This window comes from Arenicella xantha (assembly GCF_003315245.1).
Taxonomy (GTDB): domain Bacteria; phylum Pseudomonadota; class Gammaproteobacteria; order Arenicellales; family Arenicellaceae; genus Arenicella; species Arenicella xantha.
The window spans coordinates 199676-216068 of the sequence record NZ_QNRT01000005.1 but is presented as its reverse complement, the minus strand read 5'-3'; the positions used below and the strand labels follow the sequence as shown (position 1 = coordinate 216068).

The 16393-nt window shown below is 47.6% G+C and carries 11 protein-coding genes; 1 reads left to right on the top strand and 10 read right to left on the bottom strand.

Features of this window, described 5'->3' with window-relative positions:
- Positions 1-94 precede the first annotated feature (94 nt).
- Together DFR28_RS16280 and DFR28_RS16275 are read right to left on the bottom strand one after the other, a co-directional pair.
- Positions 95-2641, bottom strand: coding sequence for an ABC transporter permease (locus DFR28_RS16280; protein WP_113955445.1), 2547 nt, complete (start codon positions 2639-2641; stop codon positions 95-97).
- The gene (locus DFR28_RS16275; RefSeq protein ID WP_113955444.1) at positions 2638-3315 is read right to left on the bottom strand and encodes an ABC transporter ATP-binding protein; all 678 of its coding nucleotides are present in this window, start codon (positions 3313-3315) and stop codon (positions 2638-2640) included. The genes DFR28_RS16280 and DFR28_RS16275 overlap by 4 nt, the downstream gene beginning before the upstream one ends.
- 201 nt (positions 3316-3516) lie before the next feature.
- On the opposite strand from DFR28_RS16275, the gene DFR28_RS16270 reads away from it, so the two are divergent.
- The gene (locus DFR28_RS16270) at positions 3517-4164 is read left to right on the top strand and encodes an arylesterase (RefSeq protein WP_113955443.1); all 648 of its coding nucleotides are present in this window, start codon (positions 3517-3519) and stop codon (positions 4162-4164) included.
- 1 nt (position 4165) lies between these two features.
- On the opposite strand, the gene DFR28_RS16265 is transcribed toward DFR28_RS16270, so the two are convergent.
- The 8 genes from DFR28_RS16265 to DFR28_RS16230 form a co-directional block, all read right to left on the bottom strand.
- Positions 4166-4645 (bottom strand): dual specificity protein phosphatase family protein, encoded by a 480-nt coding sequence (locus DFR28_RS16265; protein ID WP_113955442.1) that lies wholly within the window; start codon positions 4643-4645, stop codon positions 4166-4168.
- Positions 4642-5721 carry a uroporphyrinogen decarboxylase gene (gene hemE / locus DFR28_RS16260; protein WP_113955441.1) on the bottom strand — a complete coding sequence of 360 codons (1080 nt, stop codon included), beginning with the start codon at positions 5719-5721 and terminating at the stop codon, positions 4642-4644. The genes DFR28_RS16265 and hemE overlap by 4 nt, the downstream gene beginning before the upstream one ends.
- Before the next feature lie 110 nt (positions 5722-5831).
- Positions 5832-7244 (bottom strand): glutamate synthase subunit beta, encoded by a 1413-nt coding sequence (locus DFR28_RS16255; protein WP_113955440.1) that lies wholly within the window; start codon positions 7242-7244, stop codon positions 5832-5834.
- Positions 7245-7256: 12 nt separating this feature from the next.
- Positions 7257-11711 (bottom strand): glutamate synthase large subunit, encoded by a 4455-nt coding sequence (gene gltB, locus DFR28_RS16250; RefSeq protein ID WP_113955439.1) that lies wholly within the window; start codon positions 11709-11711, stop codon positions 7257-7259.
- Between the two features lie 542 nt (positions 11712-12253).
- Positions 12254-12766 (bottom strand): shikimate kinase AroK, encoded by a 513-nt coding sequence (gene aroK / locus DFR28_RS16245; RefSeq protein ID WP_113955438.1) that lies wholly within the window; start codon positions 12764-12766, stop codon positions 12254-12256.
- A gap of 138 nt (positions 12767-12904) precedes the next feature.
- The gene (locus DFR28_RS16240) at positions 12905-15169 is read right to left on the bottom strand and encodes a type IV pilus secretin PilQ (protein ID WP_113955437.1); all 2265 of its coding nucleotides are present in this window, start codon (positions 15167-15169) and stop codon (positions 12905-12907) included.
- Between the two features lie 49 nt (positions 15170-15218).
- Positions 15219-15779, bottom strand: coding sequence for a pilus assembly protein PilP (locus DFR28_RS16235; RefSeq protein ID WP_170132142.1), 561 nt, complete (start codon positions 15777-15779; stop codon positions 15219-15221).
- A complete protein-coding gene (locus tag DFR28_RS16230; protein ID WP_113955435.1) occupies positions 15766-16392 on the bottom strand; it encodes a type IV pilus inner membrane component PilO in 627 nt (208 codons plus the stop codon). Before DFR28_RS16230 ends, DFR28_RS16235 begins: the two co-directional genes overlap by 14 nt.
- Position 16393 lies beyond the last annotated feature (1 nt).

Here is a 16393-nt window from a genome sequence, read left to right as displayed (position 1 = left end):
GCCTCCTCCTCGACCTATTTCTAACAGGCCCGTTGATATAGCTTAAGTGTAGTGGAAAAACGCGCATTAGACTATTTACCAATCAACGCGACTACTACGCTAGCTGCCGCAACGACTGTAACGGCGGCACGGTAATGATTTTTCGACTGCGCAACAATCCCAAAGTAGTAATCAAAACCAACCCTGAAACAATACCCATCAACCACAACTCAGCATGCCATTGCGGAACAAGGTCAAATAGATTTTTCTGTACAAAGTACAAAATCAGCTCAGCACCACACGCAGCAATTAGACCCGCAATTGCGCCTAACATCGCAAATTCGACCGTCAAAGCGCCAACAATGATTTTTTTCGAGCTACCCAAAGTCCGCAGAATCGCATTCTCACGAAGACGCTCATCGTAAGATACGCCGATCGCGGCAAATAATACTAAGGCTCCACACGCTAGTACTAATAATAGAATCAACTCAAGACCTTGCGTTACACGATCGATCACGTCACGAATTCGTTGAATAACATCACGTAACTCCAACACTACGGTGGTTGGAAATTGCTTAACCATTTCGCTAACAAAAGGGGCCTGCTGACTAACCGCGCCGCGGTTAGCGGTAGTTAAATCACCACCACGAACAGCAGTAACCCAATTAGGCGCGTATTTGTCCAACATACCGGGATGAAATACTACATAAAAATTTGGGTTCATACTTTGCCAATCAACACTACGAATGCTGGTTAACTTAGCGGAAAATCGTAGTCCGCCGACGCTGAATTCAATCTCGTCACCGATTCCCACACCGATTTCGGATGCGACCTCTTGCTCAATAGAAAATTCGGCCACTGGTGCGGTCGAGATTTCAGAATTAGACGACCACCATTGACCTGCCACGATGTCATTGCCAGCTGGAAGCTCCGTTGCTTGAGTAAAGTTTACTTCACGGCTGAGCCCGTCAGATCGAGCCATTCTTTCGCGTGAAATCGGTTCGCCATTAATCGTGACCAAGCGTCCACGGACCATGGGGTACCACGTCGTAGTGGTAACGTTTGAGTTCGCCAACAATTCCTTAACCGGGGCTACTTCGTCAGTCGAAACATTAAACAAGAAATGGCTCGGTGTATCTGCTGGTAACTGCGCTTCCCACTCAGCTATAAGATTGGTACGCATTCCCGTCACCACCAATAGCAGCATCAACGTAGTTGAGAAGCCCACTAACTGCACCAAGGTTTGTGCTCGACGGCGCCATAAATTGGCTAGGCCTAGTCGTACATAGCTGCCTTGCCAACTACCGAAGCCCTTGACCAAGCGTAACAACTGAAGCGCGATCAATGCGCACACTCCAAATAGACCAAAAAGGGCACCTAAAAACATCAACGAGATAATTAGGTTACTGCTATACCAATAAGTCAGCAGCAACAACGCCGTCACACCAATGATCAAACGCTTCCCTTGACCCATCAAAGAATCCGGCAAATCTCTTCGCAATACTCGTAACGGCTCAATTTTCGGCAAATGCCACAATGCCGGCAAAGCGAACCCTAGAACACAGATAAAACCGGTAAAAAACGCCACGACCCATGGACGCCATCCTGGCATTGGTAACACCACATCAAGAAATCCGCGAGCCACTTCTAATAGCAAGTAATGCGCTAGCCAACCAAACGCGATTCCGAGCAGTGTTGAAACAGCAGCAATGATAAATAATCGAAAAAACTGACTGCGTCGAATTGATGCGGTAGATTGCCCCCACGCTTTCATCAAAGCCACTTGATCCGTAAGGCGACTGGCATAGCGTTGACTGGCGAGCGCCATTGCTAAGCCTGCCAACAGCACACCAATAGTGCCGCTCAGCAGCAGAAACGCTCGACCACGCTGCAACGCATCGGATAGTTGCTCTTCTGCATTTTCAGGCGTCGACAAACGATAATGCGGTACCGACTCATCGGTCTTAACATTATCTTTAAGCGTCTCAAACCAGGTCTGATAGCCCGCGATTGAGGTTTCGCTTCCAGCCAACAGAAATTTGTAATTGATGCGACTGCCAGGACGAACTAATTGAGAGCTTGGCAAGTCATCCAAACTCATCATGACTCGCGCGCCAGCACCCGAAAAACCCGTCCCACGATCAGGTTCATTTACAATCAATTGCGACACTTTTAGCGTCGCATAACCAACTTCAATCTCATCGCCAATTCCAATGCCTAGCAAATTCAGCAAACGTGCTTCAACCCATGCTTCGCCAGAACTGGGCCCATACGCCAAGCTCACGACATTGTTGGCTGCCGCATTGTCACTTAACTCCAGCACGCCACGTAAAGGGTAGGTACTACTGACGGCTTTTACTGAAGCTAGGTGGTTCGAATCACCGGCAAAAACCATCGATCGAAACTGTGCTGTATCAGCCCAGACCAAACCTAACTCTTGCGCTTTATCACGATACTCCGGCGCAATTTCGATGCCTCCAGACAACGCTAAGTCGGCGGCTAAAAAACTACTTATTTGCTGGTTAAGACCTCGCTCAACACGATCCGCAAATAGACTGACAGCGGTAACCACCGTGACCGCCAATACTAAAGCAGACACCACTAAATTTAACTGACCACCTCGCCAGTCCCGCCACAACAGCCTTAAGTCAACCCAGTTCATGATTGCGACACCACTTTACCATCGTCGATGGTGATAATTGATTGGCAGCGCTCGGCAAGTCGCTGCTCGTGCGTTACCAGCACTAAGGTAGTATCACTTTGCTGATTGAGTTCGAATAATAGATCACTAATTTTTAGCCCAGTCGCTTGATCTAGATTACCAGTGGGTTCATCAGCAAATAGTATTTTAGGTTGGCAAGCAAATGCCCGGGCTAAGGCTACTCGCTGTTGCTCGCCACCCGAGAGCTGCTTGGGGTAGTGTCCGACTCTAGCTGCGAGGCCAACTTTCTCCAGATAGCTTATAGCGCGAGATCGCGCGTCAGGTGTCCCAGACAACTCCATCGGCAATGAGACGTTTTCCAACGCGGTTAAACTGCCTAACAACTGGAAGGTTTGAAACACGAAACCAACAAGCTCAGCGCGTACTCGCGCGCGCCCTTCCTCGTCCATCGCCGTGATTTCGTGCTGCGCCAACCATATGGATCCAGCAGACGGCGAATCCAATCCAGCCAACAGACCCAGCAAAGTTGACTTGCCCGCCCCTGACGGGCCAATAATAGCGACACTCTGACCGGCGGGAATAGACAGTGACACATCGTCGAGAATAGTCAACTCGTGATCAGCGGTGGCCACACGCTTCGACACGTTCTGTGCACGTAAAATGATATCGTTCATAAATTAATAGATTCCTAGCCGCGCTGCCGCCCGCCAACGCACGCTAGTTACGTCGATTTGCTTGAGCACATTTTGGTTAAAAGTAGTTCGCTCGTGAAAAGTGAGTCGGATTTTTCGGCAAGCGCGTGATTAAATGATCTAATACCCACAATGCCCAATGTAAAATCACGCGACGTATCGCATACAGTCAATAATAGTCATATGATAACGAATCGTTCGAAAATCAAGTTCACACTCACCATCTTATTCAGCATTTTACTGCTAAGCACCAATGTTAGTGGCAAGGCCGCCGCTGCCAAACGTGTGGTAATTTATGGCGATAGCTTAAGCGCTGCATTCGGAATGGACTTAGAACAAGGCTGGGCAACACTCCTAGCTGAAAGCTTAGCGCCAAACCATACCGTTATCAACGCCTCTATTTCTGGCGACACTTCCGCTGCGGGGTTAGCTCGACTCCCGCTAACTTTGGCCGAATTTAAACCTGATGTACTTATCCTAGAACTGGGCGCGAACGACGGCTTACGTGGCTTACCGATTGACAGCATGAAACAGAATTTAGAGAACATGATAAAACTCGGTCAAGATTCTGGTGCCAAGGTCGCATTAGTCGGAATCTCTCTGCCTGCGTCTTATGGCCCTAGATACATCGACCAGTTTCGCAAAACCTACGTCGATCTCGCTGAACAATATAACTTGCCGTTTATCGACTTTTATCGGGAAGAGTTTTTTCTTAAACCAGGCTATATCCAAGAAGATGGCCTGCATCCAACCGCCATCACACAACCGCTGGTGCGAGATATCGTAATCGAGTTTCTAAACGAGAATTCTTTGCTCAGCGATGCTGAATAGATCAACGTTTAGCGGTATTCTCCAAAGTGACTAAACCTTTCGTCACGGCGCGGACATAAGGATTCGCCTGAGGCCGATTACGCCGAATATACTCAAGCCCTTGATCGATAGTTAGGCCACGGTAATGACAAAGGTAGCCTAATACGGTAGCCGGTGCGCGACATATTCCAGCATTACAGTGCACATAAACACGATGACCAATCGATAACAGACGGTGCAGCTGAGTAACGGGGTCGACCAATTTATTGCCCAAATCAGTTTCGTCGAAATCCATAATCGGAAAACGATGAACTGAAATCGCGTTAGCCCGATACTCGCTCTCAAGCTTACTCCAAGCGATTTTATAATCCTTTAAGTCCTGATCGCTTTGGAGCGACAGCACCGCCGTTATTTTCATAGCTTTGAGCCGCCCCACGTCGATATTGCTTTGTGGAGCGCTACCAATAAAGATATCTTGCTCGATGCGACCGAAGTTAATCATCCCTGATGGAACGCCGCACTCTTATGCTGAACCGTTTCGACTAAGGCTCGCATATTGTCTGGCTTTGCGTGCGGTTGAATACCGTGCCCAAGATTAAAAATATGACCTCGATCCGTTTCAGCATGATTCCCATACGCCTGCAACACCTGCATCGCATGGTCAGTAACTTGCTCAGAACCCGTATTCATAACTACCGGGTCCATATTACCTTGCAACACCACGCGATCACCGACTCGGGCTTTAGCGTCGGCCATGTCGACAGTCCAATCCAGTCCTAGACCATCACAACCCGTGTCTGCCATCATTTCAAGCCAAGCCCCACCGCCCTTAGTAAACAGCACAACTGGCGTGTCAGCGGTTGCCGGATCCGCCTTCAAGGCTTTAACGATTTGATCCATATACGCCAAAGAAAACTGCTGGTAATTTGATGTCGATAACATACCGCCCCACGTATCAAATACCATTAATGATTGAGCACCGGCTGCTACTTGGGCTTTGAGGTAGTCAATTACCGAGTCCGTCACCACTTGCAACAACTGATGCGCCGCGGCTGGTGATTCAAACATTAACCCCTTGATGCGACGAAACTCCTTACTGCCTTGACCTTCGACCATATAACTAGCGAGAGTCCATGGACTACCAGTAAAGCCGATTAACGGTACGCGACCATCGAGTTCTTTTCGGATCACACGAACCGCATCCATTACATAGCCTAAGTCCTGCTCAGCATCAGTCTTGGTAAGACGATCAATGTCAGCTTGGCTACGCAGTGGTTTTTCAAACACCGGGCCGACACCTTCTTCCAATACTAAACCGAGGCCCATCGCATCGGGGATAGTTAAAATATCTGAAAATAGGATAGCCGCATCCAAGCCAAACCGATCGATCGGCTGCATGGTAACTTCACAAGCCAACTCGGGAGTTTTGCAAAGAGTTAGAAAGTCGCCAGCCTGCGCACGGGTTGCGCGGTACTCAGGTAAATATCGTCCAGCCTGACGCATTACCCAAATTGGAGTACGCTCGACGCGTTCACCGCGTAGAGCTCGTAGGTATAAATCATTTTTCATCGTATTCATGGGCGCCGATTATACCCGTACTCAGTGTGTTTTGGGGCAGCAGTATAACGATTTGACCAAACAAAAGGCCGCTGATGTCAGCGGCCTTTAACTGTGTCACAGTAAAAGCTCTAGTGCTGATTTAGATAATTCAAAATTCCTTGTGCTGCCTCGCGACCTTCGAACACAGCCGTGACCACTAAATCTGAACCACGCACCATATCACCACCAGCAAAAACTTTGGGGTTGGTGGTTTGGAACTGTGTGGCTAAATCAGTTGATGCCTTAACACCGCCCCAATCATTGATTTCAATGCCAAACTCACTAAACCAACTTGCTGGGCTTGGGCGAAAACCAAACGCGATAATTACGCTATCAGCGTCAATCACCTCCTCTGAACCAGGCACTATCTCAGGCCGCTGGCGCCCCCGCTCATCGGGCTCACCTAAACGAGTCGTCGCCAAACGAACCCCGGTTACTTGTCCATCTTGACCAACGATTTCAATTGGTTGTCGGTTCCACAAAAACTCCACACCTTCTTCTTTGGCATTAGTGACTTCGCGCATGGAGCCCGGCATATTTGCTTCGTCGCGTCGATACGCACAAAACACGCTGTCGGCGCCTTGCCGGATCGAAGTGCGAACACAATCCATCGCGGTATCACCACCACCAAGCACAACTACGCGCTTGTCTTGCATATCAACAAAGTCCAACGCTTCTTTCTCAAACCCCATCAATCGGTTGATATTCGATACTAAAAATGGCAACGCTTCATGCACGCCGCTCAGCTCTTCACCAGCAAAACCGCCTTTCATGTAAGTGTAAGTTCCCATTCCCAAGAATACGGCATCATACTCGTCGAGCAATGTCTGGAACGCTATGTCTTTGCCGATCTCAGTGTCGAGCACGAACTCAACCCCCATCTCTTCGAGCAGACCGCGCCGAGTTTTAACTACCTCTTTCTCAAGTTTGAATGGTGGAATACCGAAGGTTAATAAACCGCCTATCTCAGGATACTTGTCGAACACAACTGGCTTAACACCATTGCGAACGAGAATATCCGCGCAGCCTAAACCAGCTGGCCCAGCACCAACAATTGCTACCTTTTTGTCGGTCCAGACGACTGATGACATATCCGGTCGCCAACCTTGCTTGAGTGCTTCGTCGGTGATGTATTTTTCCACCGACCCAATCGTCACAGCGCCAAATCCATCATTCAGCGTACAAGCACCTTCACACAAGCGATCCTGCGGACAAATTCGACCACACACCTCGGGTAAAGAATTGGTCTGATGCGACAATTCAGCCGCCTCAAACAAATTGCCTTCAGCCACCAGCTTCAACCAATTTGGAATGTAATTATGCACGGGGCACTTCCATTCACAATATGGATTACCACAACCTAAGCACCGTTCAGCTTGAGATGCCGCCTGCTCAACTTCGTATTCACCATAAATTTCAGCGAACTGCTTACTACGCTCTCTGGCAGGCACCTTATCTGGATCCTGCCTTGGCACGTCTAAAAATTGAAAGTCATTACTCATACTAAATCGTCCTCAAGCCGCGGCTGATAGCGAATCTATTAATGTTTCGAGATCGCTGGCTTTGGGTTTAATCATCCAAAACTTTGGTAGATAGTCGGTGAAATTCTCCAGCACTTCGCGGGCTCGTGCGCTACCGGTCACAGCTAGGTGTCGCTCGATCATGCTTTGCAAATACAAGGCGTAGGACTCCATCGCTTCCGGCATCAATCGATATGTGTCGATCAGCTCATGATTGTAGCGATCGATAAATGATCGATCTTCGTCCAGAACGAAAGCCACACCACCGGTCATGCCGGCACCAAAGTTTACGCCGGTTTCACCGAGCACACATACGGCACCGCCGGTCATATACTCACAACCGTGATCGCCGAGACCTTCAACAACCGCAAACGCTCCGGAATTGCGCACCGCAAATCGCTCGCCAGCTTTACCCGCTGCGAATAATTCACCACCGGTCGCACCATACAAACAGGTGTTACCCATAATTGTCGACTGGCTTGGAACAAAGCTCACGTCATCGCTTGGGTAGATTGCAATCACTCCGCCGGACATACCCTTAGCAACATAATCATTAGCATCGCCCTCCAGGTTAATATTTAAACCCTTGGCATTCCAAACTCCGAAACTTTGACCAGCTGTGCCTTTTAAATGCAAAGTAACTGGCGCGTCGGCTAAACCATCATGACCGTGTGCCTTTGCAATTTCACCAGACAGGCGCGCGCCAATAGAACGATGGATGTTTTTGACCTGGTAATGAAAGTCACCACCGGTACGATTTTGAATCGCCGGCAACATATCTAAGACCATTTGCTCCGCAAGCTCACCTTTGTCGTACGGTGTGTTTTTGGGTTCAACGCAAAACTGCGGCTTGTCTTTAGCAACTCCACCATCTGACAACAACTGCGACAGATCTAAGTGGTGCTGCTTGTCGGTTTCACCTTCAAGCATCACGAGTAAATCGGTACGTCCAATCAAGTCAGTCAGGCGAGTGACGCCCAAAACTGCCATCCATTCACGGGTTTCCATTGCAATAAACTTAAAGTAATTTACCGCGCGTTCTACCGTACCAACATAATGTTTCTTGCGCAGCACACCATGTTGAGTAGCAATACCCGTCGCACAATTATTCAAATGACATATTCGTAAATACTTGCAGCCCAAGGCAACCATAGGGCCAGTGCCAAATCCAAAACTCTCGGCACCTAGAATTGCGGCTTTAACCACGTCTAAGCCGGTTTTCAAACCGCCGTCAGTTTGCAAACGAACTTTATCGCGCAAATCATTCGCTCGGAGAGTTTGGTGAGCCTCAGTTAAACCGAGTTCCCATGGCGAACCAGCGTAGCGTACTGACGTCAATGGACTTGCACCAGTGCCGCCGTCGTATCCTGAAATAGTAATTAAATCGGCATACGCCTTGGCAACGCCCGCGGCAATCGTACCAACTCCAGCTTCGGCAACTAACTTAACCGACACCAGCGCACTAGGATTAACTTGCTTAAGGTCAAAAATGAGTTGCGCAAGATCTTCAATCGAATAGATATCGTGATGCGGCGGTGGTGAAATTAGCGCCACACCAGGGCGAGAGTGGCGTAACCGTGCGATCAATTCATTGACCTTATGACCCGGTAGCTGCCCTCCTTCCCCAGGCTTTGCGCCTTGTGCCACTTTGATTTGTAACACTTCAGCATTGACCAAATAATGCGGTGTCACGCCAAAACGGCCTGAAGCAACTTGCTTAATTTTGGACATCTTCGGCGTGCCATATCGAACGGCGTCTTCACCGCCCTCACCAGAGTTGGAGCGACCACCAAGCTGATTCATGGCCTCGGCCAATGACTCGTGGGCTTCTGGGGACAAAGCCCCGAGCGACATACCAGCGCTATCAAAACGTAAAACAATATCTTGCCAATGTTCTACCTCATCAATATTTACCGGCTCAACGTCAGCTTTCAGCCCCAACAAGTCACGTAGCACCATCGGGCGACGCAGATTAACCGTGTCAGCGTATTCTCGGTACATTTCATAATCGCCGCTTTCCACCGCTGCGTGCATAGTTCTCACGACGTCTGGGTTGTACGCATGGTATTCACCGCCATGCATAAATTTCAGCAGGCCACCTTGATCCAAACCAGTCTGGGGATTCCAAGCGAAATCCCGCACCATGCGCAGGTCGTTCTGCAGTTGCTTAAACCCAGCACCTTGGATACGACTTACCGTACCGTTAAAGCAAAGATCAACCACCTCTCGATCGAGTCCAACCGCCTCAAAAAGCTGTGCACCGCGATAACTGTGGATCGTGGAAATACCCATTTTGGAGATAATCTTATAGAGGCCTTTATTGATTCCTTTGCGGTATTGACGCAATAAGACATTAATATCGCCTTTGATTTGACCGTCACGAGCCATGTCGGTGATCGTTTCGTAAGCCAAGTAAGGATGGATTGCGGTTGCGCCATAGCCGATCAATACAGCAAACTGATGAGAATCTCTGGCGGTTCCTGTATCTACGACAATATTGGCATCACAACGTAAACCAGTTTGGGTTAAGCGATGATGCACAGCGCCGGTGGCAAGGAGCGCCGGAACCGGAACCCGCTGTTTACTAACCTCTCGGTCCGACAACACAATAATACGGGCTTTGTCACGGATTGCTTGTTCCGCTTCGTCACAAATTTCAATGACGCGTTGCTTAAGATCTTGATCAACGTCATACGTGATATCAATTCGATAATCCGCAAAATCTGCATCGTCATTAGCTAACAAACGCTGATATTTGCTAGTGGACAGAACCGGCGAATCCACCACAATCGCTTTGGCCATTCCAGCATGCGGCGCAAACAAACTGCTTTCAGACCCAAAATACGTTTCGAGTGACATCACAATCTGCTCACGTAGCGGATCAATCGGCGGGTTAGTCACTTGGGCAAATTGTTGGCGGAAATAGTCACTCAGTAAACGATTTCGTAAAGACAAAACCGCCATCGGCGTGTCATCGCCCATTGACCCAGTGGCCTCCTGCGCAGACTCGGCTAGCACGCGGATTACATCGGTTCGCTCTTCATTACTGACTTGATAAAGCTTTTGATAAATTTTCAACGACGCCGCGTTCAATGAAATGGTCGACTCTTCTTCAGTCAAGCCGGACTTCAATCGCACTACGCTATTGGTTAACCATTGTTTGTACGGATGCTCATTTTTAATACGATCATGCACATCCGCTGGCGTAATTACCTTACCAGTATGCGTATCTACCGCCATCATTTGACCTGGTTTTAACCGGCCTTTTTCGACAACGTCACTAGGTTCATAGTCGTAGACACCGACCTCTGACGCCAAGGTTATGATTCTATCTTTGGTAATGACGTAACGCGCTGGACGTAGGCCATTGCGATCTAATGCACAAGACGCATAGCGGCCATCGGTTAGCACGATCCCTGCAGGACCATCCCATGGCTCAGCATGGATAGCTTGGAAGCGATAGAAGGCTTTTAAATCAGGATCAATGTGCTCGGCGTTTTGCCAAGCAGGTGGAACCAAGGTTTGGGTTGCCTTAAAGACGTCCATACCACCAGCCAGCAACACCTCAAGCATGTTGTCCAGACTCATTGAGTCAGACCCTGTGGTGTTTACAAATGGTGCCGCTTCATGGAGGTTCGGAAACAACGGTGAAGACAATTTGGCGCCACGCGCGATCGCCCAGTTTCGGTTGCCTCGAATGGTGTTAATTTCACCATTATGCGCTAAGTAGCGAAATGGCTGAGCCAAGCGCCATTGGGGCAAAGTGTTAGTTGAGAACCGCTGATGAAACAAACACAGGGATGACGCCATGTCTTCGGCTTGAAGATCTTGATAAAAGACCGGCAACAACTCTGGCAAAACCAGGCCTTTGTACAACAAAACCTTGCAAGACAAACTAGGAATATAGAACTCGTCGTCTGAATCTTGTAGGGCTTTTTCAGTTAGCCTACGAGCTAAAAATATTTTTCGCTCAAAGTCATTTTCATGCATGCCATCAGGACAAGTAACAAATACCTGCTCAATCACCGGCACCGAAGCCAAAGCCTGCTCCCCGAGCGCTGAATCGTCGAGCGGTATTTCACGCCAGCCTGCGACCGCTAAGCCCTGAGCTTCTAGCTCCGACGTTAAGCAGCGTTTTGACTCGGCTCTGCGCGCAGGGTCTCGATTAAGAAAGATTAGGCCAGTGGCAAATAGCTCACTCAATTGATAGCCTTGCTCGCTGGCAACACGACGCATGAACGACTTCGGCATGCTCATCAGAATTCCGCAACCGTCACCCGATTTACCATCAGCAGCAACAGCGCCGCGGTGCGTTAAACGCGCAAGGGCGCTAATAGCGGTACTAATCAACCAATGGCTAGGCTCACCATCCATCTGCGCAATAAGGCCAAAGCCACAATTGTCGCGTTCAAACTCTGGGCGGTATAGTCCGCCAGCACTGTGATACATTTTACTCACGATAAAGTCCTTCAATTAGCGCGCATATAGGGTAGCCCGAGAAGCACCGGGCATAGCTCATGCAGTGGAAGAAGCGAGAACGGTGTCTCAACCCCCGTTTTCTACGCTAACAGCTAACTAGGTATAATTAGAATGAGTCTCGATTTAGTGATGGCACTCGAGAGAAGAAGCACTCAAGTTGCAACACCACAATCAGGTATGACGGCACTCTAGCTACACCAATATTTGAACCAGACTAAAACTCATCCAACTAACCAGTGGCGAAACTTTGCAAAAGCAATCATGACCAATGATTCGTGCAGAATTCCGTCAGTTTACCGATCTTCAACTCGCCGAAACGAATCGATTGGCAAACCAAATAAGAATATAGCAATCAAATAATAGTTGCTGTAAGACTATCTACATTGATAGTCGAAGCGAAAAAGGAGCGCCAGTATAAGGCCTGAAGGCGAAAATGTCACTCTCTCAACCTCTACTCACGCACGCATTTCCAATATTGACAGAACAACTTTTACAAACAAACCTCGATAAGACTATTTCTCGAGTGCTTCTATAATTTCATCCACTACCTTGGACACGATTCGTTCGCCTGACATTACAATTAAATCAGCTTCTTGCTCATATAATTTGCCTCGCTCTTCCATAAGCTCTTCGAGTTTAGTTTCGGCATCGACATTCTCCAAAAGCGGTCGATTCTGATTCTTCTGAGTGCGTGCTAGCTGGGTTTCAATTGACGTTTTCAGATAAACAACAAACCCTTTTCTTAATAAGATTCTATTTTCTTCACTAACTACCGCGCCGCCACCTGTCGCCAACACGATGCCGTTGCGTTCGCACAGCTCCGATAACATTTTAGTTTCACGCTTTCTGAAGCCATCTTCGCCTTCGATATCAAAGATGGTTGATATTGACACACCACAACGTTCCTCAATCATGTGATCTGAATCTACAAAATCCATACGTGTACGCTTGGCAAGCTGTTTACCAACAGTCGTTTTTCCAGAGCCCATTGGGCCGATCAAGATCAAATTCTGCATATTAATCAATGTGTTCTTAGACGCCTAAGCCAACCACGCAATCGCGATTAAACGCGAAGAGCTAGGCGACTTAGTTGTGGAGAATATAAATCACAAAAGCAGGGGCACGGCCCCTGCTTCTGAACGAGAAACTGTATGTGGGGACGATTATCCCAAATTCAATTTCGGACTGATAATTTTTGGTGTCAAAAAGATCAACAACTCAGTTCGATTTGAACGTTTTGTCTTCTTTTTGAACAAGTTACCGAGGATTGGAATATCTCCCAAAAGCGGAACTTTGGTCTCAGAATTAGCGGTATCTTCCTGATAAATTCCGCCAATCACTACCGTTTCACCATTATCGGCTAACACCTGTGTCTCAATTTGCTTAGTACCAACAATGGTTGGTGTAATCAAATTGTCTTGTGAGATTTTCACATCAAGAATGACACGATCATCTGGAGTTATCTGCGGCGTTACGATTAACGTCAATTCAGCCTCAATCTTCTCAAGTCCGCCTTGACCGCCGCCACCGACACCAGCACCGTTACCAGGTATCGCTATATAAACTTCCTGACCTTGACTAATCCGAGCCTCTTTTTGATTAGCTGTTAACAAGCGTGGACTTGCGACAATTCGACCGCGACCATCTGCTTCTAGTGCCGAAAGTTCAAGCGTGATTAAATGAGCAAACCCCGTACCTGCACGAAAAATATCAAATGCATAAGAAGCTGGGTTGGTGCCTTCTATTGATTCAGCACCCAGATCTACCGCAAGACCTCCTGGGGTACCGCGCGAATTATCGAATATGACTCCATCTTCATCATCATTCAAAGAATCGCTGATAGTTGTTAAGCCTTCAGTCGTGCCACTGCCGACAAAGTCACCAATATTTGAACCGTTAGCCCCTGGGAAGCGTGCATTTTCAGTAATACGCTGAAAACCTAAACGAGCGCCTAACTCTCGACTAAATGTGTCGTTGGCTTCTACTATTCGAGTTTCAATCAAAACTTGACGAACGGGCTTATCCAGCTTAGCAATCACATTTCGAAGCGACTTAATTTGGCTAGCCACATCTTGAACCAGCAAACTATTAGTACGCTTGTCGACAGTAACGCTACCGCGCGCACTTAACAAAGAGTTCTTATCGGTTTCCGTGATATTAACCGCACTCGATCGAGGGCCATCAAAGTCAGTTCCAGAGGCAGTATTACCCTGCCTAATAACTTTCACAGATTTGATTACATCAGCTACTTCTTCAGCCTTAGCATAGTTTATGCGAATCACTTCGGTGACTAATGGCGCAAACTCAGCTACTACGGCATTTTGCTTTAACTCTTCTTCTTCTACCTTTTGGATCTCACCACTTGGAGCAACCCAAATCACATTTCCGGTTTGACGCTTGGCTAGCCCCTTAGTTCTCAGAATCACATCCAACGCTTGATCCCAAGGAACATCCTTTAAGTTGATTGTGATTTTACCGCTAACAGAATCACTGGTGACAAAATTGATTCCGGTAAAATCAGCGATAATAGCCAGTGCTGCACGAACTTCGATATTCTGGAAATTGATAGATAAACGCTCACCTTCAAAACCAAGCTCACTGTCAGCTCGATCACGCTCGTCTTCGACTGTCTCGATAATCGGATCAACAACCAACGTGTATCGACTACCAGCCTGCAACGACAAGTGTTGATAGCGACCTTGAGGCACCACTACCATTCGAACATTATCTGCGTTTTGAAATGAATCAATAGTTTGTACTGGCGTAGCGAAATCAGTAACGTCTAAACGCTGCTCCATCTCCTGCGGCAGGTTAACACCCAATAGGTCAACAACGATTTCACCATCGCGCTCTCGTGTATCGACCGAGATATTGTCGTCTGAAAAATCCACAATCAATGTTCCACCGCCCGCTTCCGAACGCCTGAAATCAACATTGGTTATAGCCACATCTGACTGAACATCTGGGCGCGAAGCGAACGGCTTTGGTGCGCGAACTTGACTGTCATCAAAATCAGTATTGTGGACAGTTACCGAGTAGCCATCATCGGTCGGAAGCAAAGTGTATCGCGCCGAACTGAACAGATTGATAATAATGCGAGTTCGATCAACAGTCTCAACGGCTACTATGCTGTCTACTTTTCCACTTGAAACATCAATTTGGCTCTTTTCAAGGCCATTTTTCAGCCCAAAAAAGTCGAGTGCGATTCGCGGAGGTGTTTCAGTACTGAAACTTCCGGGCTCTTCGAGCTTCGCATCGGTCACAAAGTTGATTTGGATCGTATCACCGCTCAACTCACTATAAAGTACGTCGGTTAGAACAGCGCTCTGTTGAGCCAGACTAAAGTTTGCAAAAGTTACCAAAGCAACGCATGCAAGAATCTGCGTAATACGTTTGCACATGCTTTCGGGTAGGTGGCTTGCATTCATAATTGTGCTTCCTGATTGTTATTATTCATTTACTTCTAGTTTTTAATGTCTATTGGAGTTCATCGATGGTCATTTCGACTTCACGAGCGACCAATCGCCCTGCTGGGTCAAGTACGCTCTCTTCAATTACGATCCGCTGCTCTTCAGGAAAAATCTCTTTGATTTTCCCTTCATTTTGACCAAGGTAATTACCAATAGTTGCTAGGTGCGCGGTACCTATTGCTGTTTGCACAATCACCCAAGGCGCACCATTTTGAGACATGGTTCCAACCATGGCGAGCGCATCCAGAGGAAACTCCTCCAACGCTTCACGACGACGATTCACATCTCTTTGCGCTGCAACACGACTCTCTGCATCACGCGCATTGATAATATTTCCAGGTGAGTAAGGGTCATTAAGATCAAACGCCGAATACGTGAACCCTTGATAGGGCTCGATAACCGGTAAAGGTTCAATATCAGGCTTCTTATCTTGATACGCAGTCTCAACAAAGTCGCGTAAATCTTGAGCACTACCACCGCCACAAGCCTGCAAACCAGCCATTAGGACACCGACTAGCGACACCCTCAAAAAGGTAGAAGATTGCATTAGCAGATTATTCGGAAACATAAGCATCCTCCAGGTAGTGATAGGTCTTCGTTACTGCACGAAGACTCAAAATCTCAGGATCGTCGCCTCTGCGCTCTAACGTAAAATCCGCCACATTAATAATCCTGGGCAAAGCCGCAACGTCGCTAATGAACTCAGCAATCTGGTGATATCTTCCATTTGCAGAAATATTAACCAACTTTTCCGCATAGAAATCTTTCTCAATCAGGCTTCCCGGTTTAATTTGCTCAAATTGCAACCCCCGAGATAACCCAACCTGCGTCATATCAATCAACAAATCAGGCATTTCACTTTCGTTTGGTAACTGCTTACGCAGCACACTGAAGTTCTCATCCGCTTCGATCATTTGCTGCTTATAAGCATCAAGATTAATTGCCAATGCCTTCTTCTCAAGAAATGTCTGTTTCAACTGCGGTTCGAGTTTTTGAACTTTTTGTAACGCGGTTATTTGATCCTTAATAATAAAATTGTAGCCAGCCACAATAATAGCGACACACAATATTCCAGCCATCAATAACTTTACTCGGCGCGTCCAAGAACCGATATCATTGAAATCTAAACCGTTTAACTCTTCAAGTAATCCCATATTTATATGCTCGTTAACAACTGACATC